The organism is bacterium, from assembly GCA_024224155.1.
Taxonomy (GTDB): domain Bacteria; phylum Acidobacteriota; class Thermoanaerobaculia; order Multivoradales; family JAHEKO01; genus CALZIK01.
The window spans coordinates 1-1,046 of the sequence record JAAENP010000100.1; the positions used below are offsets into that span (position 1 = coordinate 1).

The 1,046-nt window shown below is 64.7% G+C and carries 1 protein-coding gene; it reads left to right on the top strand.

The window, feature by feature from the left end; translation table 11 throughout:
* Positions 1-362: 362 nt before the first annotated feature.
* Positions 363-1,046, top strand: a 684-nt coding sequence (locus GY769_06100; GenBank protein MCP4201492.1) for a hypothetical protein, incomplete at its 3' end; no start/stop codon positions are given.

Consider the following 1,046-nt stretch of genomic DNA (forward strand, 5'->3'; position numbering starts at 1 on the left):
AGCGTTTCCCCCCCCCTTTTTTGTTCCCCCCAAAGGCCGACAAAGCGGCAGCGGCCGCCCTGCAGGCGGCGCAACAGCGGGAGGAAGCCACGCTAGGGCACAACGCGGAAGTCTCCGCGGCTTCCGCGGACTTCCGCCGCCGCATCGCCCAGGCTCTGCGGCTCGACGCCGAGCTGCCGCGACCTGGAGGCCGTCTCCAGAGAAAGCGGTGGTCCTGGAAGATCGGCTCTTTCAGGCGGCGGTGCCACTACTTGCAAGCCAAGGTCAAAAAGTTGGAGTGCGACAAGAAGAGACTGCAAGAAAGGAGCACCTTCAGAGTCAGCGCCTTGAACATCGTGCGGGCCGCTTTGTGCGATCCTTCCATGAGCGCCCGCATGGTCGAGGAGTTCGCTCGGGATTACAATTTCTCTGCGGCGCCGCCGTTCGGCCGATCGTCCGTCTGCGCTTTCCGGCACACGTTCGCGCGAGTCCTGAGGCGCCTCTGCCGGGACTCGGTCCGGGTCTACGCGGCCCAGAGCGAGCACGGCTTTGTCTGCTTCCGCCACCTGCACGACGAGGCCTCCCTGCGCATGCGGAGCTTTCTCGAAGGAGGCTCTGACGGAGGCGCGACCGACGGGACTCCGAGGCCGAGCCAGGGTTCGACCCGCGCTCGGCCCCGGATCTGTCGGTCGCGGAGCAGCAAAGTGCAGAACAATAGCTGCTCCGTCCACATAGACGCATCGTCCAGTGGAGCGCCCTGGCTGACCGATCTGCAGCCCTTGGCCAAAAAGGACGCAGACACCATGTGCTTCGTCATCTTCTGCGTTCTTCGAGGGCTTCTTGAGGCCCTGAACGCCGCCGAGGACGACGCTGCCGACGAGGGCACCGCGGCGGCGGGGCGCCGCAGGAGATTCATCCACTTCCTAGTTGGAGACTCCGTACCCACCAACATGGCGGCTGCCAAGAAGCTCTGGCTCCTCGTGCGCTCTCTGCAGCTCGACTCCGTGTCGCCTTTCCACAGATGGGACTACTTCTTGGTGGTTCTTCGTTGCGCCAGCCACCAGGCG